Here is a 19,147-nt window from a genome sequence, read left to right as displayed (position 1 = left end):
AACGGAAGGCGGACTGGTGAGCCCCGTACGTGACGACGCCCTCGCCTTCGTGGGTCACCAGGTCCACGTGATGCGCCGCCGTGAGGTCGGCACCCTGCTGGAGTGGGCGGGCGAGCTGACCGGGCGCACGCTGCTCGACGTGGCCGGCGGCGACGGCTACTGGGCCGGTCAGGCCGCCCGCCGCGGGGCTCGCGCCGTCTGCCTCGACCTGGCGCGGCACAAGCTGGAGTTCGGTCGGCGGCTGCGCGGCCATCCGGGGCTCGTCGAGGGGGACGCGCTGGCGCTGCCCTTCGCGGCGACCACCTTCGACGTCGTCATGTCGGTGTGCGCGATCGAGCACTTCGACGACGGGCCGGCCGCGCTCGCCGAGATGGCCCGGGTGCTGCGCCCCGGCGGCGACCTGGTGATGTCCGCGGACGCGCTGACCCGGGCGACCGCCTGGCCGGACCTGTTCGACCGCCACCGCGAGCGCTACCACGTCAAGCACACCTATCCGGGCGAGCACCTCGCGAAGCTGCTCGACGACGCCGGGCTGGACGTCGTCCGGCAGACATACATGTTCCGCAGCGAACGCGCCGAGCGGCTGTACCTGACGTTGTCCGCGAGGGGCGGCCGGGCCGGTTGGAACGCGGCGGCGGTGCTCTCCCCGGCCGTCGCGCTGGCCGACCGCCGGGCCCCGGACACGGCCGGCAGCGTGGTGCTCACGCACGCCCGCAAGCGGGGGAGCTGAGTCGATGGCCCGGCGCTCACGGCCCGGTGAGGGGCCGCGCCGCACCCCACCGCGCACCCCACCCCCACCGCGTACCCCACCCCCGCCCCGCACCGGCCCGCCCCCGCCGCCGAGCTCCCGCTTCGCTCAGCGCGCGGTCGCCGCGCTCCTCACGGTGCTGCTGTTCGGCCTGATCATCTTCGGGGCGGGCGCCGCGGCCGACGCCGCGGACGGCGAACGGTGGTGGGGATATCTCATCGGCGGACTGTTCTGCGTGGTCATGGTCGCCGCCGCCCTGCGCAGTCGCCAGCGCTGAGCCGGGGCTACCGGCTCGGGGTATCCGGCTCGGGGCTTCCGCTACCTGCCCACTGAGCTGCGGCTACCCGGGCGGGTGCCGCCCCGGCGCCCCCCGGGCCCGCGCAGATCGGCACCTGGGTGGCGCTCGACGGGCCCCTGAATCGGGGCCGCTGAGGGGCCCGGGCAGACTGTGACCCGTGCGTGTGGGCTTCCTCGTCGAGCAGTTGCTCGCGCCGGTTCCGGGTGGGACCGGCCGCTATTCCGCCGAGCTCGCGACCGCCCTCGCCCGCCGTGCCGCGCCGGGGGACGGGGTGGTCGGCTGGTGTGCGGCGCGGCGCGGCGTCGATGCCGCGGGGCTGCCGGGCGTGCTCGGCCCGTTGCGCCTCGGGCTGCCCCGCCGGGCGTTGGCCGCGGCCTGGTCGCGCGGTGTCGGCCCCGCGCCGACCGGCGTGGACGTCATCCACGCGCCGACCCTCCTGCTGCCGCCCGCGGGCGGGACCGCCGGCCGCGTGACCGGCTCGGTGGTCGAGACCCTGCGTGGTTCTGGCCGGTCCGGCACATCGGACCGGTCCGAGTCCGTCCGGTCCGAGTCCGTCCGGTCCGGCGACCGGCCGGCGGGGGGTCCGGCGCGGCCGCCGCTGGCCGCGTGGGCCGCGCACAGCGTCGCGCCGGCGCTCGGGGACGCCCTCGACCGACGCCGGCCGCGACCGAAGCTGGTCGTGACGATCCACGACGCGGTGCCCTGGACCCATCCCGAGACGCTGACCCCGCACGGGGCGCGCTGGCACCGGCTGATGGGCGAGCGCGCCGCCCGGCACGCCGACGCGGTGATAGTCCCCNCCCTGGCCGTCGCCGCCGAGGTGGCCCGGCACCTGCCGATCCCCCCCGAGCGGCTGCACGCCATCGGCGAGGGGGTGGCCGAGGCGGTCGTCCGCGTGCCGGCCGACGCCGATGCCCGTGCGGCCCGCCTGGGCCTGCCCCCGCCGGGTGGCTACCTGCTCACCCTGGCCACGCTGGAGCCGCGCAAGGGGCTGGACACCGCGCTCGCCGCGCTGCGCCGGCCGGATGATCCGGGCCTGCCGCTGGTGCACGTCGGCGCGGCCGGCTGGGGCGGACTCGACGTGCGCACCGAGGCGGCGCGGCACGGTCTGGACGGCTCCCGAGTCCGCACTCTTGGGCGGATCAGTGACGAGGATCTCGCGGTCGTGCTCTCACGCGCCGGGGTGCTGCTGGCGCCGAGTCGGTCGGAGGGCTTCGGCCTGCCTGTGGTGGAGGCGATGGCGCACGGGGTGCCGGTGGTGATCTCCGACGCCCCGGCGCTGGTCGAGGTCGCGGGGGACGCCGCGCTGGTGGCCGGCGTCGGCGACGCCGCCGCGCTGTCGTCCGCGGTAGCCCGGATTGTCGGCGATTCGGACCTGCGGGGGCGGCTGTCGGACGCCGGACGCACGCGTGCGCAGGCATTTACCTGGAATGCGGCGGCGGAGGCGACGTGGGCGCTCTACCGTCGAGTCGGCGGCTCCCCTGCCGTGTCAGTCGCCGCTGACGGGCGGGCGTAGTGTTGCCCCCGTTGGGAAGCAAGCGGTCACCGTGAAGCAAGCGGCCACCCCTGTCAGGGTGGCGCGTCAGGGAAGGAGCGCCGTGGGACCCCGGGTGCTCGTCGACGCGACTTCGGTCCCGGCCGACCGTGGTGGCGTAGGGCGTTATGTCGACGGGCTGGTCGCGGCGCTGGGCGCGGCCGGTGCGGATATGGCGTTGGTCTGCCAGCGGTCGGACGAGGAACGCTACAGCCGGATGGCTCCACATGCCACCGTTCTGTCCGGGCCGGCGGCCATCGCCCACCGGCCGGCGCGGCTGGCGTGGGAGCAGACCGGGCTGCCACTGGTCGCGGAGCAGGTGAATGCCGACGTCATCCATTCACCGCACTACACGATGCCGCTACGGGCCCAGCAGCCCGTCTGCGTGACCATCCACGACGTCACCTTCTTCACCGAGCCGGACATGCACACGGCGGTGAAGGGGACGTTCTTCCGCTCGGCGATGCGCACCGCGGTGCGCCGCGCCGCCCGGATCATCGTCCCGTCGAAGGCGACCCGGGACGAGCTCATCCGCGTGCTCGACGGGGAGTCGACCACCACCGACGTCGCCTACCACGGCGTCGACACGTCGACCTTCCACCCGCCGACCGAGGAGGACAAGCTGCGGGTGCGTCGCCGCCTCGGCCTGGGCGACGCGCGCTACGTGGCCTTCCTCGGGATGCTGGAGCCGCGCAAGAACGTCCCGAACCTGATCCGCGGCTGGGCCGAGGCGGTGCACTGGCGGGACGAGCCACCCGCCCTCGTGCTGGCCGGCGGTTCGGGCTGGGACGACGACGTCGACGCCGCCGTCGCCTCGGTGCCCAGCCACCTGCGGGTGATCCGGCCCGGCTATCTGCGGTTCTCCGACCTGCCGGGGTACCTGGGCGGGTCGTCGCTGGTGGCCTACCCCTCGCACGGCGAGGGGTTCGGGCTGCCTGTGCTGGAGGCGATGGCCTGCGGCGCGCCGGTGCTGACCACCCCGCGGCTGTCGTTGCCGGAGGTCGGCGGGGACGCCGTCGCCTACACCCAGCCGGACCCGGACTCCATCGCCCGCGAGATGGGCGCCCTGCTCGACGACGCCGAGCGACGCAACCAGCTCGGGCAGGCGGGCCTCGCCCGGGCCCGGGAGTTCACCTGGGCGGCGAGCGCCGAGGCCCACCTGGCGAGCTACGCGCGGGCCGTCGCCGAGCGCTGAGCGCCCGCGGGCGGCTCGCGTCCGGCCCACCGACCGCCGATCGACGGGGGGCGGTGGGCGGTGGGCGCGAGCCTGCCCGCCGACGCCGCGCCTCATGGCCGACTCCCCGCGGGCGGCCGGCCCCGGGGCGAAGACCGCCGCAAAGGGCGCGCTACGGTCTCCTCGGCACGGATGCCGCTCGCCGTCGCCATGGCGGCGCGGGCCGTGCCGGTCGGACGGATGGCGGGCCGGCGGGGTGGACGGGCCGGCGAGGTGGACGGGCCGGCGGAGACGGGTGGGCCGGTGAGACGGGTGGGCGAGGACATGGGTGTGGAGCCGGAGATACGGGTCGTCGTCGTGACCTTCCGGTCCGGGGAGATCATCGGTGCGTTCCTCGACTCCCTGGCGAAGGCGACGACTCGGGCGTACGAGGTCGTCATCGTCGACAACTCCCCGAAGCTCGACGCGGGCACCCGGGCGGCGGGGGAGCGCCCCGAGGCGCGGCTGCTGCGCCCGGGCCGCAACCTCGGCTACGGCAGCGCCGTCAACCGAGGTGCCGCCGGCGCCGACGCGCCCTGGCTGGTGATCTCCAATGCCGACATCTCGTTCCAGCCGGGGGCGCTGGACGAGCTGATCGCCGCGGCGCAGCGCTGGCCTGGCGGGGGTGCCTTCGGTCCCGGGATCACCAACCCGGACGGTGCCCTCTACCCCTCGGCCCGCGACCTGCCGTCGTTGGGGCGGGGAATCGGCCACGCGCTGTTCGGCTGGTGCTGGCCGACGAACCCGTGGACCGCCTCCTACCGCCGGGAGCGGGGCGCTCCGCGGGAGATGACCGCCGGCTGGCTGTCCGGCTCCTGCCAGCTCCTGCGCCGGGAGGCGTTCGAGGCGGTCGGCGGTTTCGACGAGTCGTACTTCATGTTCATGGAGGACGTCGACCTGGGCCGGCGGATCGGGGCGGCGTCCTGGCAGTCGGTGTACGTGCCGTCGGCGGTCGTCGAGCATCTCGGCGGGCACTCGACGAAGCGGTCGTCCCGGCGGATGGTGGTGGCCCACCACCGCAGCATGTTCCGCTACCTGTCCCGGCAGTACCCGGGGCCGGCGCGCGCGCCCCTGCGGTTGCTGCTCGGCGCCGGGCTCGGCGCCCGGCTGCTGCTCGCCCTCGCCTTCGCCAAGGACAGTGCCGGGGCCCGGGCGACCCGGTCCGCGGAGCTGCTCACGGATCGCGGGACCACCACCGGGGGATGAACCGCGGCGGCCGGGCGCGCGTGGTAACGGCGCGCTGAACAGAAAGTATCTGCCCCATGGCGGCACGTTCGGGGTAGTGGTCCCGCTGCCCATCCGTCTTTAAGGGCTACCGCATGTCCTGCGACACTAACTGTCCATGGACGCAGTGATGCTTGTCGGCGGTCAGGGGACCCGTCTACGACCACTCACGATGTCGGCCCCCAAGCCGATGTTGCCGGTCGCGGGGGTGCCGGTCACCGCGCACATGCTGGCCCGGGCGCGCGACGCCGGGATCGAGCGGGTGGTGCTCGCCACCTCCTACCGGGCGGAGGTCTTCGAGGAGTACTTCGGGGACGGGTCCGCCCACGGCCTCGAGCTGGAGTACGTGACCGAGACGGAACCGCTGGGCACGGGCGGCGCCATCCGCAACGTCGCGGGGCGGCTGCGCGGCGGCCCGGACGACCCGGTCGTGATCTTCAACGGTGACATCCTGTCCGGCCTGGACATCCAGGCCCTGATCCGCCGGCACACCGCGGCGGACGCGGCCGTCACCCTGCACCTGACCGAGGTGCCCGATCCGCGGGCGTTCGGCGTGGTGCCCGTGGACGCGGACGGCCGCGTCACCGAGTTCCTGGAGAAGACGCCCGACCCGCCCACCAATCTGATCAACGCCGGCTGCTACGTGTTTCGCCGTTCGGTGATCGACACCATTGCCGTGGGTCGGCCGGTATCGGTCGAGCGGGAGACCTTCCCCGCCCTGCTGGCCGCCAGCACGCCGGTCATGGGCTACCCGGACAGCACCTACTGGCTCGACCTCGGCACGCCGGCGGCGTTCGTCCAGGGCAGCCGCGACCTGGTGACCGGCCGCATGGTCTCCTCGGCGCTGCCCGGACCGGTCGGGGACTGCCTGGTCCTGGCCGGCGCCGCCGTGGCCGCCGATGCCAAGATCGGCGGCGGCGCCACGGTGGGGGCGCGCGCCCGGGTGGGCGCGGGCGCCGCGGTCGACGGCGCCGTGCTCTTCGACGGCGCGGTCGTCGAGGCCGGCGCCACCGTGCGGGACAGCGTGATCGGCCGCGATGCTGTGATCGGTCCCGGCGTCCTGCTCGACGGTGTGGTCGTCGGCGACGGCGCCGTCATCGAGCGGGGTAACGAGCTGCGGGCCGGTGCGCGGGTGTTCCCGGGCGCGGTCCTCACCGCCGGCGCGGTCCGGTTCAGCTCCGACCGCACCTGATCCGGGCGATCCCGGCCGACTGTTGCGGCCGACTATTGCGGCCGATCGTCGGATGGGTCCTGATTGACGGGCCAGACTGATGTCCGTGCCGGTCAGTGCCGCACTCGGCGCCTCACTCAGCGCATCGGACGCGCTCACCGCCGTCATCGTGCGCACCTTCGCCGTGCTGCGGGTGCTGGGCCTGGTCACCACGGCGCTGTACCTGGCGGTCTGGTGGTCCTGGTACGGCCGGCACCCGCTGGGGCTCGCCGCCGCACTGCTGGAGCTCGCCTGGGGGCTCGGCTACGTGGCGCTGACCCTTCGTCGCGGGCTCGGCTCCGGGTTCGTCCTCGCCAACGTCGGCGCGGGTGCGGCCGGGGCGCTCGCCGCCGGTGCCGCCGTTCCGGCGGTGTCCGTCGGCGGTGCGGGGACCTGGGTCTACCTCGGCTGCGCCCACGCGGCCCTGGTCGCGGGCGCGATGACCAGCCGGCGGGTGTTCGCCGGCGTTCTGGTCACGCTGTGCGCCGCCCTGGTGGGCGGGGTGGGCGTGGCCGGGTGGCTCGCCGCGGCCGTGCCCACCGGCGTGGGCTGGACGGCGTCCGCGGCGGCGCGCGCGGCGTTGGATCCCGGCGGCGCCTATCGCCGGGTCGCCGTCTCCGTTCTGCTCGTCACCTGCCTGTCCCTGCTCACCCGGTTCGGGGTGGGGCGGCTGCGGGCGACCGCGGGCAGGGCCGACGGCCGGCTGCGGGCGGCGGCGGACCATGAGCGGGCCGAGACGATCGCTGCGGCCCGTGCCCGGGCGGAGCGGGAGCGGGAACGGGTCCTGCACGACACCGTGCTCAACACCCTCGCCGGCATCGCCTGGGGCGGTGGCGACGACGCACGGCTCGCCCGGACCCAGGCCGAGGATGCCATCGCCGCCGTGCAGGGGCTGCTCGACGGCCCGGCCGGCACGGCCACCCGCAGCCTCGACGCCCGGCTCGACGCCGTCGCCGACGCCGCCCGGCTGCGCGGGCTGCGGGTGCGGCTCGGCCGGACCGGCAGCGTCGGCATGCCCGGCTCGCCCCTGCCGGGCACCGCGAGCGGGCCGGACCTGCCGGCCGAGGTGGCGGCCGCGCTGGCCGCCGCGACCGCCGAGCTGCTGTCCAACGTCCGCCGGCACGCCGGCACCGGCCAGGCCTGGGTCACGGTGCACCGCACCCCGACCGCGGTCGGGGTGATGGTGCGGGACGAGGGGCGGGGTTTCGACCCGGCCGCCGTGCCCCCGGATCGGCTCGGGCTGAGCCGATCGGTGCAGGCCCGGCTCGCCGAGGTCGGCGGTCGCGTCCGGCTGGCCGCCGCCCCCGGCCGCGGCACCCGGGTCCTGCTGACCTGGGCGCGGACCGCGCCACCCGCCGACCCGGGCGCCGCGGACGGGCCGCCGGGATGGGCCGGTTCGGCCGCCGTCCGCCGGGCCTCGTCCGCCCGGCAGCCCCAGGCTCTGTCCGCCCGGCTGTCCCAGGCTCTGTCCGCCCGGCTGCCCGGTGGGCTGTCCGCCCGCCCTCCCGGTGAGTTGCCGGCCCGGACGTCCGCGGAAGCCGGCGAGGCGGGACCGAGGCTGGCGTCCGCCGAGGGGCTGCGCGACGTCTACACCGCGAGCCTGCGCCGCGCGGTGGCCTTCGCGGCCGTGATCTGGTACCCGTTTACCGGGCCGGTGCTGCTCGTGCTGCCCGGCGGGCTGCGCACGTCTCCGGCGGCCATCGGGCTGTGGCTCCTGCTCGGTGCCGCGGTCGTCGTGGTGACCCGGCGGGTGCGCCGCCGCCCGGCCACCCGGCTCGAGGCCCTCGGCCTGGTGGCGTGCGGGCTCGCGGTGATGGTCGCCACCGCCGCGCTGGTCGGCACCGCCGATCCAGGGGCGAGTCGGGTCGCGGCCTGGCCGGTGCTGGTGCTGCCGCTGCTGCTCATGCAGGTCACGGTGTCCCGGCCGGCGGTCGAGTGGATCGCCGCCCTGGGGTGCGCGGCCGCCACGCTCACCGGCGTCGCGGTGTTCGGCGCCGTGCCGGGGCCGTTGCCGTTCGCGCAGCTCCTCTCGGCGCTCAACGCCCTGGCGGCGTTGCAGATCATGGCCGCGATGGGCGGGCCGGTGCTGCGCCGTTCGGCGGACGCGGCGGCCCGGGCTCTCGGGCGGGAGGCCCGCCTCGCGGCCGGGCGGGAGGCCGAGGTCCGGATCCGGACGGATCGGGCGCGGACGCTCGGCATGATCGAGCGTGAGGTCCTGCCGCTGCTCGCGGCGGTGCGCGACGGTCTGCTCGACCCGCGTGACCCGGCGGTGCGCGAGCGGTGCCGGCGGTTCGCCGCCATGATCCGCCGCACCCTCGTCGCCAGCCACACCGCCGCGCTCGGCGACCTGGCGACGGCGCTGTTCGACGCGGAGTCCCGTGGCGTCCGTATCGACGCCCAGGTCGCCGGGGATCTGCGGGTGGCCCCGGCGCCCGTGCGCGCCCGGCTCGAGGCGCTGCTTCCGCGGGTGCTACAGGCGATCCCGGGCCCCCGGGCGCTGCTCACCCTGATCTGCGACGCCACCGGAGGCAGCCTCACGCTCACCGCGGCGGGCACGGCGATCCCGCCGGACTGGGCGCGTGCGATCACCGGCCCGGGCCCGGGGGCCCCCGGCGGCGCGCCCCGGCCGGGCGCCACGGCCGTGGCGGTCAGCGCGGACGGCGACGACGGCCAGCTCTGTCTGCAGATGAGCTGGGTGGTGGCCGCCGGTGGCGAGACCGACCCGGCGGCCGGCGTGCCCCACGGCGCCGGCCGGGCGACGGCGAACACCGATCGGTGAATGCGGCAATTTTCGGCCGTCGGCGGGGACAATCGGCCCCATGAGGTTCAGCGTGGAACGCGACGTGTTCGCCGACGCGACCGGCTGGGCCGCCCGGCATCTCCCGAGCCGGCCGGGTCTGACCCCGAACGTGCTGACGGGCCTGCTACTCGAGGCGGCGGCGCCGGCGGCCGGCCCGCAGCCGGGCGCCGGCCTGCTCGTCTGTGCCTTCGACACCGAGGTGGCCGTGCGGGCGCCGGTGGCGGCGGCGGTCGAGGAACCGGGCCGGGTCCTGGTGCCCGGCCGGCTGCTGGCGGACATCGTGCACAGCCTGCCCGCGACGACGGTCGAGGTCGCCGTCGACGGCGACCGGCTGGTGCTGCGCTGCGGCAGCGTGCGCTTCACCGTCCCGCTGATGGACCTCGCCGACTATCCCGAGCTGCCGCGCTTTCCCGCCCCCATCGGCGAGGTGAACACTCTCGGGTTCGCCGCGGCGGTCGGCCAGGTCGCCCCGGCGGCCGGGCGGGACGAGACGGTGCCGGTGCTGACCGCGATCCGGCTGGAGATCTCCGGGCGCGGCCTGGTCCTCGCGGCCACCGACCGGTACCGGCTGGCGGTGCGCGCCATCCCCTGGCAGCCGACCGTCGACGATCCCTGGGCCCTGGCCCACGTGCCGGCCAAGGTGCTCGCCGAGGTGGCCCGCACGCCCACCTCGGCCTCCCGGATCGTGATCGGGCTCGACCTTGCCGACCCGGCGGGCGCCCGGCTGGGCCTCGCCGCGGCCGGGCGGCAGACCATCGTCCGGCTCATCGACGGCACGTTCCCCAACTACCGCAAGCTCCTGCCCGAGACGGCCGCGTACACGGTCACCGCGCAGACCGCCGCGCTCGCCGCCGCGGTCCGCCGGGTGGCCGTGGTCGCCACCCGGACCGCGCCGCTGCGCTTCACCTTCACCCGGGACCAGGTCGTCGCGGAGGCGGGGGACGGCAGCGGGGCCCAGGCCAGCGAGACGATCCCCGTCGAGTACTCGGGGCCCGAGCTGTCCGTGCTGTTCAACCCCTCGTACCTGCTGGACGGGCTCGGGGCGGTGGAGGACGACGAGGCGACCATCGGGTTCGTGGCCGCCGACCCGGCCGAGGCCACCGCCCGGCCGGCCGTGCTCACCGGCAAGGACAGCGGCGGGGTCCGCGGCCCCGGCGGCGGTCCCGTGGACGAGGGCGCCTTCCGCTACCTGCTGATGCCGATTCGCACCGGCTCCGCCGCCTGACCCAGGCCCGGGTCACGGGCGCCGGCCAGCCGGTGGGGGTCTCGGCCAGCCGGCGGGGATCGGTCGGTCGGCGGGGGTCGGTCAGGGTGCGGGGTCGGTCAGGGTGCGGGGGTCGGGCTGGTGGGGGACAGCGACATGGTGCCCGCGCCCGGCGTGGGCGTGGCGGCGGTCGCGCCGGCCGGGGCCGTCAGCGGGCCGTCGGCCGACACGTCGAGGGTGCCGCCCTGCGCGCCCGACTCGGGGGCGGTCGGCGAGTCCCAGGTGGCCCCGGCCGGATCCGGGTTGGCGTGCTTGGCGACGAAGTCCTTGATGACGGCCGCGGAGACGGTGGTGCAGCGCTGGGTGCGGTCCCAGGCGGTCAGCACGAAGTGCTTGCCATCCGGGAACGCCGACCGGGTCCAGGGAACGCCGATGAACCGCGGACCGGCGTTGGCGGCCAGCGACCGCAGCTTCTCGACCTGGGCGGCCGGCAGGCTCTTGTCGTACCACCCGACGATGAAGCCGTGTTCGAGGTTGTGGACGGCGCGCTCGACCGGGATGCCCGACGCCGGGTTGTAGAACGCGATGCCGTCGGGCAGCGGGTCGGGGTTGTGGCTGCCCGAGGACGGCGGCGACGCCTTGTAGCTGACCGCCGTGCTGACGTGCGTCGAGCCCTGGGAGGCGTCGTTCACGGTCCCGGTGCAGCCGGCCGCGGCTGCGGCCGAGGAGGCCGCCGTCACGTAGCCGACCTCGCGAGTCTTGTTCTTCGAGTGGGTGTCGGCGACGCTGTAGATGATGATCCCGACCAGGAGCAGCACCACGACGAACCCGGACGTGCCGTAGATGAGCAGCGCGCGCCGACGTTCGGCGCGCTTCTGCTCGCGGCGCAGCTGTTCGAGCCGGACGTTGCGCTCGGCGCTCTTCTTCCCCACGAAGACAGATCCTACGAACTGTCGAACCAGTTCTGACAGGCAGGATGCGTTCGACCCGCCGGAGGGCACCCAGACCGCCCGGTTTCGGCGCCCTGCGTCACCTCCATACCGTCACGTTCCACCCGGTAACCGGGCGTAGCGGACGCCCGGTGCGGGGAGGTCACCGGCGCAGGAGGAACGGCTCCGGATCGCGGGGCGGGCGCGGGGTGGCGGGCGCGGCGGCGTGCCCGACGCCCACCGCGCCCATCGGCACCCAGCCGGCCGGCAGGTCGAGCACCGTGCCGACCACCTCGGCGCAGAACAGCGTCGAGGAGACCCAGCAGGAGCCGAGACCCTCGGTGGCCAGCGCCACCAGCAGGTTCTGCACCCCGGCACCGACGGCGACGGTGAACATCCGTTCCTCGGCCGCCGCCCGGCGGGCGTCGGGGTAGGGGTGTGCCCCGTCCAGAACCATGATCGGAACGATGAGCAGCGGGGCGCGGCGCAGCACGTCCCCGCGCCGCAGCCGCCGGTCCACCGCGGCCTCGTCGAACCCGTCGCGGCGCAGGTCCTCGGCCCAGGCGGTGGCCATCGCGGCGAGCAGCTCGGCGCGCCGCTCGGTGACCAGCACGAAACGCCACGGGGTGGTGTGATGCGGGGCCGGGGCGGTCAGTGCCGCCGCGACCGCCCGTTCGACCGCGGCCGGGTCGACCGGGTCGGCGGTGAACTCCCGCACGGTGCGCCGCTCGCTCAGCGCCGCCCGCCGCGCCTCCAGCGAGCCGAGGCGGAACATGTCCTCGCCGCTCGGCCGCAGCAGCGAGCGCGCCCCCGTCCCGTCGTCGGGCAGCCGGCCGTACCCGCGCACGACCGCCACCGGGGTGGCGCCGAGCTTGCCCTTGACCAGGTCGGCCGCAGCCGCCAACTCGTCGGCCTCGGCGACCTCGGTCATGCCCAGCTCGTTGCCGTAGCCGTCGATGTCGCCGATGTGGCTGCGCAGCGCGGCCATGCCCGCGACACCGATGGCCATGTCGGTCAGGCCGCGCCGCCACGGCCGCCCCGCGGTGTCGGTGATGACGACCGCCACGTCCACGCCGAGCAGCGCCGCGACGCCGGCCCGCAGCCGGGCGGCGCTGGCGTCCGGATCCACCGGGAGCAGGGCGAGGGAGTCCTTGGCGATGTTCGACGCGTCGACCCCGGCACTCGCCAGGACGAAGCCGTGATGCGTCTCGACGATCCGGGTCGGCCCGCGGCGGGCGACCTCGCGGACCGACTCGCCGTCGATCGCGGACTGGCGGGCGGCTTCCCGATCACCGGCAACGGTGATCAGCCGTCCCTCGGCCTTGGACACGATCTTCGAGGTGACGACGAGGACGTCGCCGTCGGCGAGCGGCCGGCCGGTCGCGGCCGCCGCCGTGGCCACGGCGGCGGCGAGATCGTCACCCGGCCGGATCTCCCCGATCCCGGTCAGCCCGAACACCGTCAGCGTCCCGCTCGGCGGCACCCCCGCGGGTCCCCCGGACCGCTGCTGCTCAGACACCGGCGACCTCCAGCGCCGCCCGGACGATGGCCACCGTCGCCGCCAGGTCGGTCATCAGCAGGGGCCGGGGGAGCACGGTCGCCCCGGGTACGACCGCGCCGGCGTCGACCGTGTCGACCAGCCAGCCGTCGAGCAGTCCCGCCGGCGACCCGGCGCCGGCCGCCTCGGGTGGCGCCGCCGCCCGCCCGCGACCCCCGTAGTGCACCCCCACGGCCTGCGCGGACGTCTCCACGCCAATGGCGGTCAGGCAGGCGTCGGCCATCCCGCGCACCGCCGCCCCGCCGATGATCGGCGAGACCCCGACGACCGGCGCCGCAGTCTCCCGCACGGCGTCCCGGATGCCCGGCACGGCGAGGATCGTGCCGATCGAGACGACCGGATTCGAGGGCGGGAGCAGCACGACATCGGCCTCACCGATGGCGTCGAGCACCCCCGGCGCCGGCTTCGCGGTCTCCGCCCGCAGCGGCACGATCGCCTGGGCCGGCACGGCGGCGCGCAGCCGCAGCCACCATTCCTGGAAGTGCACGGCACGCTGGCCGTCCTCGTCGGCGATGACCACGTGGGTCTCCACCCGGTCGTCTGTCATCGGCAGCAGTCGCACCCCGGGCTTCCAGCGTTCACACAGCGCCCGCACCACGTCCGACAGCGGGTAGCCGGCGTCGAGCATCTCGGTGCGCACCAGGTGGGTGGCGAGGTCGCGGTCGCCGAGCCCGAACCAGGCCGGTCCGACCCCGTAGGCGGCGAGCTCCTCGGCCACGACGAACGACTCGTCCTCGCGGCCCCACCCCCGTTCGGCGGAGATCCCGCCGCCAAGGGTGTACATCACCGTGTCGAGGTCGGGGCAGATGCGCAGGCCGTGCAGGGTGATGTCGTCGCCGGTGTTGCCGATCACCGTCACGTCGGCGTCGGGCAGCGCCGCGAGCACGCCGCGCAGGAAGCGGGCGCCGCCGATCCCGCCGGCCAGGGCTGTCACTCTCACATCAAGCGATCCTGGCACCGACGCCCGCCGGGTGGGTCACCGGCCGGTCGGGGCGCGTCAGCCGAGCCGGGGGCGGGCGAACAGCGGCGCGACCCAGCCGTTGAACTCCGGCCGGGCGGGTAGCGAGGTGTCCCGGCAGAACGAGGCCAGCAGGAAGTGCACGAGATGGCTGGTCGGCCGGCTGGGCGCCGGGTTGGCCAGGCCGCCCTCGATCGTGGCGACGACCGCGTCCGCGGCCAACGCCCGGTCGGCCTCGGGCACGTAGTCGTGCACCGCGGCCAAGGCGAGGCCGTGCAGCCAGGCGTGCAGCCGCTCGTGGTACTCCATCACCGGCTCGGCGTGCGGGGCACGCTCGGCGACGCACGGATGCAGCGTGCGCCGGCGTTCCACCGAGTCGAGGGCGAGGAAGAGCTTGTCCGCCGGGTCTCCGGGCAGGCCCGCGATCCGTTCCACCTCGACGTCGAGCAGGCGGTTGAGCACCGCTGCGAACGCGTGGTCCTTCGACCGGAAGTACCAGTAGACGGACCCGGGCTCGATCCCGGCGGAACGGGCGATCTCCGCGATGGACGTCCCGGCGAAACCGCGGGCCAGGAACTGTTCCTCGGCGACGGCGAGCAGCGCGTCGATCCGTTCTTCGCGGGGAACCTCCTGGCGGTTTCGTGGCACCTGATCAGCGTAACGACTCCGGCGCCTGGGGAGGAGTGATTCGTATGGAAGCACACGGCGCCCGGCTGCGATACCCAGACGTCGCCCGGAGCAAACGTCGACATCTGATGAGTGACGCACCTCACATGAATGTGGGTGCCAGTAACCCGCCCTTGCGAATCCGGTGGCATCCGGGCAGGTCAGGGGCCTGCCGTGGAGGGGTTCGCGGATAACCGGGCGGTCGTCCGGGGATGACCGGATCGTCATCCCGCCGTCTTCGCCAGGGTGCCGGCCGGGATGTGTCGTCGCTCACCCGGTTTCTCTTGATTCCGGTTAGAGAGAGCTGTGAGAGTGAACGTGAGCTCTCCACGTCGCTGGAAGGACCGTCATGTCCGACATCAGGACCACCAAGAGCCTCGAAGCCCTGTCCGCCTCCCTCAACCGCGCGCTTGCGGGGGCGCGGGCCCCCCAGGTCGTCGCCGCCCGCCGGGCGCAGATGCGGCGGTCCGCGGCGATGGCCGCCGCGTCCCCCGCCCACGGCGAGGCCGACCAGCCGCACCGCCGCGCCCAGGCCGAGACGGACGTCCTCGCCGCCCGCAGCCGGACCAACATGCTGATCGGCACGCTCGACCGGTTGCGCCGGCCCGGCACCGGATGGCGCGCCGCCGGCCGCGCCACTCCCTGATCCAGACGGGCGCTGATCCGTCCGGGCGCCCCGGGCCGCCGGCGTCCCCCGCTGCCGGCGTCCCGGGGTTCGTCCCCGGCCCGCACCCGACCCCCGGCGACGCCCTCCCCGGGATGCCCCAGGTTCCGGCTCCGCTGTGGTGTCGTCGCTTCTGCTTCTGTCCGCAACCCCGTGTCCCTTCGACACCGGTGGCGACGGGCCGGGCCCGTCGACCCGCCGGGCGGCGGCCGACCCGGCGCCACTGGAGAACCTGAGGTACTCATGACCAGTACGGCGGCGACTCCCGACGGCGTGGGCGGCCAGGCGGCCGAGCCCGGCCACGACCCGGGCCTGCCCCAGCCGTCGCCGAGCGCCGACGCCGTGCCGTCCGCGTCGGCGATGCGCCGAGCGCTGCGCCGGGCCCGTGACGGCGCCACCCTCGACGCCGTCGAGGCGGCGGTGCTGCTGGCCGCCCGCGGCGAGGATCTCGCCGATCTGTGCGCGTCGGCGGGCCGGGTGCGCGACGCGGGCCTGGCCTCCCTCGGCCGCCCGGGCGTCGTCACGTACTCGCCGAAGGTGTTCATCCCGCTGACCCGGCTGTGCCGGGACCGCTGCCACTACTGCACGTTCGCCACCGTGCCGCACCGGCTGCCCGCGCCCTACCTCACCGTCGACGAGGTGCTCGACATCGCCCGGGCGGGCGCGGCGGCCGGCTGCGCCGAGGCGCTGTTCACCCTGGGCGACCGGCCGGAGGACCGCTGGCCCGCGGCCCGGGAGTGGCTCGACGCCCACGGCTACGACTCGACGCTGGGCTACCTGCGCGCCGTCGCGATCGCTGTGCTGGAGGAGACCGGCCTGCTGCCGCACCTGAACCCGGGCGTGCTGAGCTGGGCCGAGCTCGCCCGCCTCAAGCCCGTCGCCCCGTCGATGGGGATGATGCTGGAGACGACGGCGACGCGGCTGTGGTCGGAGCCGGGCGGCGCGCACTTCGGCTCGCCCGACAAGGAGCCGGCGGTCCGGCTGCGGGTGCTCACCGACGCCGGCCGGCTGTCGATCCCCTTCACCACCGGCCTGCTGCTCGGCATCGGCGAGACCCGGGCCGAGCGCGCCGAGACGATCTTCGAACTGCGCGGGCTGGCCCGCCGGTACGGCTCCATCCAGGAGGTGATCGTCCAGAACTTCCGGGCCAAGGACGACACCGCGATGCGCTCCGCGCCCGACGTCGGCGCCGAGGAGCTGGCCGCGGCCGTCGCCGTGACCCGGATCGTGCTCGGCCCGACGATGCGGGTGCAGGCCCCGCCGAACCTCGTCGACACGGCCGAGTGCGCCCTGCTGCTGGCCGCCGGCATCGACGACTGGGGCGGCGTCTCGCCCGTCACCCCGGATCATGTCAACCCCGAGCGTCCCTGGCCGGACCTGGACGTGCTGCGCGAGGTGACGGCCCGGGCCGGCTTCTCGCTGCGCCCCCGACTCACGGTGTACCCGTCGCACCTGGACGAGCCGTGGATCGACCCGCGTGTCGCCGGGCATGTGCGCGCGCTGGCCGGCCCGGACGGGCTGCTCGCCGGGGGCGCCCGACCCGTCGGGCGGCCCTGGCAGGAGCCCGACGGCGGTCTCGGTGACACCGGCCGCGTCGACCTGCACACCGCGGTCGACACCGTCGGACGCCACAGCGCCACCCGGGCTGACTTCGACACCGTCTACGGCGACTGGGAGTCGCTGCGGGCGGAGGTCAGCGCGGCCGGCACGGGGGTCGACGGCGTCGTGGGCACCGGCAGCCGCGCCGTCGCGGCCCGGGCCGCCGCCGGTCTCGGTGCCGCCGGTGCCGCCGGTGCCGGCGCGCCGGAGCGGATCGACCCGGAGGTGCGGGCCGCGTTGCGCCGTGCCGGCACCGACCCGGCCGGGATCACCGACGCCGAGGCCCTGACCCTGTTCGGGGCCGAGGGGGCGGCGCTGGAGGAACTCTGCTCGCTTGCGGACGGGCTGCGCCGCGACGCGGTGGGCGACGACATCACCTACATCGTCAACCGCAACATCAACTTCACGAACGTCTGCTACACCGGCTGCCGGTTCTGCGCGTTCGCGCAGCGCCGCGGGGACGCCGACGCGTACACGCTGTCGCTGTCGGAGGTGGGCAGCCGGGCCGCAGAGGCGTGGTCGGTCGGCGCCACCGAGGTCTGCGTGCAGGGCGGCATCCACCCGGACCTGCCCGGCACGGCCTACTTCGAGCTCGCCCGCGAGATCAAGCGGGCGGCCCCGGGGCTGCACCTGCACGCGTACTCCCCGATGGAGGTCCTCAACGGGGTCACCCGGACGGGGATGTCCGTCGAGGACTGGCTGGTGGCGGCGCGGGAGGCCGGCGTCGACTCGATCCCGGGCACGGCGGCGGAGATCCTCGACGACGAGGTCCGCTGGGTGCTGACCAAGGGCAAGCTGCCCACGGCGAGCTGGGTCGAGGTGGTCAGCACCGCGCACCGGGTGGGTCTGCGCTCGACGGCCACGATGATGTACGGCCACGTGGACACCCCGGCGCACTGGGTCGCGCATCTGCGGCTGCTGCGCCGCATCCAGGACTCCACCGGGGGCTTCACCGAGTTCGTCGCGCTGCCGTTCGTTCACCACAGCTCGCCGATCTACCTGGCCGGCGTGGCCCGGCCGGGCCCCACGGTGCAGGAGAACCGGGCGGTGCACGCGATGGCGCGCATCCTGCTGAACGGCTCGATCGACAACATCCAGTGCTCCTGGGTGAAGCTCGGCGTCGACGGCTGCCGCTCGGTGCTCGTCGGCGGGGTGAACGACATCGGCGGGACGTTGATGGAGGAGACGATCAGCCGGATGGCCGGCTCCCAACACGGCTCGCGGCGATCCGTGGCTGAGCTGGAGGAGGTGGCCGCCGGGGCGGGTCGTCCCGCTCGGCAACGGACCACGACGTATGGGCGGGTGCCGGACGAGCGCTTTCACGCTGCCCGGGGCGGCCCCGTCCGGACCATGCTGCCGGTGGTGTCCTGACACCCGCCAAGTCGGCGCCATCAGAAACTACTCTAAGTAGTCGCGAGGGTCGGCTTGGCCGGAGGTGATGCCTGGCCGTTATAGGTTTAAGACGCTTGTCTGATTGCGTCACTGCCCGTTTAGGCCCTTTATGTCCGTTAGCTTCGGGCGGCATAATGCGGTCATCGCCGTCGGACCGATTGCACACAGTTACTGATCGGAAGGCCGCCTGGACCCTCGGCGATGGTGTGCAGTGACTGTGAGCTATGTTCTCATCGCTGGTTGTAGAAGATGTTGCGCCGGTGGGGTTGACGCGACCGACTCGGAAGCGTGTAATTACCGGCGTGTCATTCCCCTCGCTGGCGGGGTTCGTGCGGTAGTGCGTCGCCTGACCGGTGTGGAACCAGTCACCTGCGCGCCGGCGCCCAGGGGGTGGCCGACCGCACCGCGACGGGTCTGGAGGAGTCCCCATGGAGCACACCGACGCGGGCGTCCACACCGTCCTCGCGGACGTCGAGCGTCCCGCTGAGCATGACCCGTTCGGTGACCACTCCGAGCGGGTGCTTGCCGAACGGCCCACCCAGGCCACACCTGAGCCGTGCCTGCGGCCGGCGCTGGCCGCGGCCGGCGTCCCACCGGCCCGGTCGGGCTCGCCCGACCTCGGCACCGGTGCCACCCCGTTCGCCCTCGGCCCGGGGGCCGGGGCGGACGTCGACGTCATCGTGCGCGCGGGCGATGAGGTCGACGCCGACGACGACCCGGCCGTCGACGATCCCGACGTCGACGAGCTGGCCGTCGACGAGCTGGCCGTCGAGGCCGCCGACGACCCCACCGGCGACCTGCCGGACACCCTCGCCCCAGTGATCGATCTGGGGCTGGGTGACCTGCTCGGCGAGGCGATGGAGTGGCAGGAGCGCGCTCTGTGCGCGCAAACCGATCCCGAGGCGTTCTTCCCCGAGAAGGGTGGCTCGACCCGGGAGGCCAAGCGCATCTGTTCGGGCTGCGAGGTCCGGGCCGAGTGCCTCGAGTACGCCCTGGAGAACGACGAACGGTTCGGGATCTGGGGCGGCATGTCCGAACGGGAGCGACGCAAACAACGGCGCCGAGCGGTCTGAACCCGGGCGGTGGGTGGCGTCCGGCGGGGTGCAGGCGGCCCGGCCGCGCCGCGCGCCCTCGCGGCTCCGCCCGGACC

At 75.1% G+C, this 19,147-nt stretch carries 15 protein-coding genes and 1 pseudogene; 12 read left to right on the top strand and 4 right to left on the bottom strand.

The annotated features are described in order from the left end of the window. Positions 1–16 precede the first annotated feature (16 nt). From FF36_RS09565 to dnaN, 9 genes and pseudogenes are all read left to right on the top strand, one after another. The gene (locus tag FF36_RS09565) at positions 17–730 is read left to right on the top strand and encodes a class I SAM-dependent methyltransferase (RefSeq protein WP_044884640.1); all 714 of its coding nucleotides are present in this window, start codon (positions 17–19) and stop codon (positions 728–730) included. 4 nt (positions 731–734) lie between these two features. Beyond that, entirely contained in the window at positions 735–1,025 is a 291-nt protein-coding gene (locus FF36_RS09560) for a hypothetical protein (protein ID WP_044884639.1), read from the top strand. Between the two features lie 178 nt (positions 1,026–1,203). Next, positions 1,204–1,845 (top strand): annotated as a pseudogene (locus FF36_RS37565) (glycosyltransferase family 4 protein); the annotation flags it as partial. Position 1,846: 1 nt separating this feature from the next. Continuing rightward, positions 1,847–2,562, top strand: a 716-nt coding sequence (locus tag FF36_RS37560; protein ID WP_242422400.1) for a glycosyltransferase family 4 protein, incomplete at its 5' end; no start/stop codon positions are given. Positions 2,563–2,644: 82 nt separating this feature from the next. Beyond that, positions 2,645–3,775, top strand: a complete 1,131-nt coding sequence (locus tag FF36_RS09550; protein ID WP_044884637.1) for a glycosyltransferase family 4 protein — start codon at positions 2,645–2,647, stop codon at positions 3,773–3,775. Between the two features lie 303 nt (positions 3,776–4,078). Then, positions 4,079–4,999 carry a glycosyltransferase family 2 protein gene (locus FF36_RS09545; RefSeq protein ID WP_044884668.1) on the top strand — a complete coding sequence of 307 codons (921 nt, stop codon included), beginning with the start codon at positions 4,079–4,081 and terminating at the stop codon, positions 4,997–4,999. Positions 5,000–5,135: 136 nt separating this feature from the next. Beyond that, on the top strand, positions 5,136–6,209 hold the full coding sequence (gene manB / locus FF36_RS09540; RefSeq protein ID WP_044884636.1) for a mannose-1-phosphate guanylyltransferase: 1,074 nt from the start codon (positions 5,136–5,138) through the stop codon (positions 6,207–6,209). Positions 6,210–6,288: 79 nt separating this feature from the next. Continuing rightward, positions 6,289–9,006 carry a sensor histidine kinase gene (locus FF36_RS09535; RefSeq protein WP_044884635.1) on the top strand — a complete coding sequence of 906 codons (2,718 nt, stop codon included), beginning with the start codon at positions 6,289–6,291 and terminating at the stop codon, positions 9,004–9,006. 40 nt (positions 9,007–9,046) lie between these two features. After that, on the top strand, positions 9,047–10,252 hold the full coding sequence (dnaN, locus tag FF36_RS09530; protein ID WP_044884634.1) for a DNA polymerase III subunit beta: 1,206 nt from the start codon (positions 9,047–9,049) through the stop codon (positions 10,250–10,252). Positions 10,253–10,350: 98 nt separating this feature from the next. On the opposite strand, the gene FF36_RS09525 is transcribed toward dnaN, so the two are convergent. The 4 genes from FF36_RS09525 to FF36_RS09510 form a co-directional block, all read right to left on the bottom strand. Next, positions 10,351–11,163: a DUF3105 domain-containing protein gene (locus FF36_RS09525; RefSeq protein ID WP_044884633.1), complete on the bottom strand. Its 813-nt coding sequence runs from the start codon at positions 11,161–11,163 to the stop codon at positions 10,351–10,353. A gap of 160 nt (positions 11,164–11,323) precedes the next feature. Continuing rightward, positions 11,324–12,643, bottom strand: coding sequence for a coenzyme F420-0:L-glutamate ligase (locus FF36_RS09520; protein ID WP_236705625.1), 1,320 nt, complete (start codon positions 12,641–12,643; stop codon positions 11,324–11,326). Between the two features lie 28 nt (positions 12,644–12,671). Next, positions 12,672–13,658 (bottom strand): 2-phospho-L-lactate transferase, encoded by a 987-nt coding sequence (gene cofD / locus FF36_RS09515; RefSeq protein WP_044884632.1) that lies wholly within the window; start codon positions 13,656–13,658, stop codon positions 12,672–12,674. Positions 13,659–13,715: 57 nt separating this feature from the next. Beyond that, positions 13,716–14,324, bottom strand: coding sequence for a TetR/AcrR family transcriptional regulator (locus tag FF36_RS09510; protein WP_044884631.1), 609 nt, complete (start codon positions 14,322–14,324; stop codon positions 13,716–13,718). Positions 14,325–14,691: 367 nt separating this feature from the next. Here FF36_RS09510 and FF36_RS09505 point away from each other — a divergent pair, with 367 nt between their 5' ends. From FF36_RS09505 to FF36_RS40720, 3 genes are all read left to right on the top strand, one after another. Further along, entirely contained in the window at positions 14,692–14,988 is a 297-nt protein-coding gene (locus FF36_RS09505) for a hypothetical protein (protein ID WP_044884630.1), read from the top strand. A 261-nt stretch (positions 14,989–15,249) separates the two neighbouring features. Continuing rightward, entirely contained in the window at positions 15,250–17,976 is a 2,727-nt protein-coding gene (locus FF36_RS09500) for a bifunctional FO biosynthesis protein CofGH (RefSeq protein ID WP_044884629.1), read from the top strand. A gap of 449 nt (positions 17,977–18,425) precedes the next feature. Further along, entirely contained in the window at positions 18,426–19,070 is a 645-nt protein-coding gene (locus FF36_RS40720) for a WhiB family transcriptional regulator (protein ID WP_052681025.1), read from the top strand. Positions 19,071–19,147: the final 77 nt, after the last annotated feature.

The sequence above is a fragment of the Frankia torreyi genome (assembly GCF_000948395.1).
GTDB classification, from domain to species: domain Bacteria; phylum Actinomycetota; class Actinomycetes; order Frankiales; family Frankiaceae; genus Frankia; species Frankia torreyi.
The sequence above is the reverse complement of the archived record's forward strand: the minus strand, read 5'-3'. Positions and strand labels throughout refer to the sequence as shown.

Bases quoted from the DNA above. Each gene is read 5' to 3' on its own strand.
- FF36_RS09560 (WP_044884639.1), top strand. From the start codon at position 735: ATGGCCCGGCGCTCACGGCCCGGTGAGGGGCCGCGCCGCACCCCACCG.
- dnaN (WP_044884634.1), top strand. From the start codon at position 9,047: ATGAGGTTCAGCGTGGAACGCGACGTGTTCGCCGACGCGACCGGCTGG.
- FF36_RS40720 (WP_052681025.1), top strand. From the start codon at position 18,426: ATGGAGCACACCGACGCGGGCGTCCACACCGTCCTCGCGGACGTCGAG.
- FF36_RS09500 (WP_044884629.1), top strand. From the start codon at position 15,250: ATGACCAGTACGGCGGCGACTCCCGACGGCGTGGGCGGCCAGGCGGCC.
- FF36_RS09505 (WP_044884630.1), top strand. From the start codon at position 14,692: ATGTCCGACATCAGGACCACCAAGAGCCTCGAAGCCCTGTCCGCCTCC.
- FF36_RS09545 (WP_044884668.1), top strand. From the start codon at position 4,079: ATGGGTGTGGAGCCGGAGATACGGGTCGTCGTCGTGACCTTCCGGTCC.
- FF36_RS09535 (WP_044884635.1), top strand. From the start codon at position 6,289: ATGTCCGTGCCGGTCAGTGCCGCACTCGGCGCCTCACTCAGCGCATCG.
- manB (WP_044884636.1), top strand. From the start codon at position 5,136: ATGGACGCAGTGATGCTTGTCGGCGGTCAGGGGACCCGTCTACGACCA.